Genomic DNA, 251 nt, shown 5'->3' with positions numbered 1-251 from the left:
AATACTCCATGTAAGGTGCCGAACTGCTCTTTTGCAAAAGCAAACATCCGTTCAGCATCACTTTGTTTTGAAACATCAGATCGGATATATTCAACTGTTGAACCTGAACTTCTTAAATATTCGATCTTTTTCTCCTGCTCTTCAGTTAAATCAGAGCGCCCCGTCAATATGAGATTCGCTTTCCATTTTTCCGACAGATGTTTTGCCAATATATAACCGAGACCGCCCAGGCCTCCTGTAATCAGATAATT

Annotated in this window: 1 protein-coding gene; it reads right to left on the bottom strand. The window is 40.2% G+C overall.

Annotated elements, in window-relative coordinates; genetic code table 11:
* The coding region (locus tag ACVHXK_RS18940) for an SDR family NAD(P)-dependent oxidoreductase (protein ID WP_461207952.1) at positions 1–251 on the bottom strand (251 nt) is incomplete at both ends.

The organism is Clostridium sp. DL1XJH146, assembly GCF_054819755.1.
Note: the sequence above shows the minus strand (reverse complement) of the source record. Positions and strands in the feature narration are given on the sequence as shown.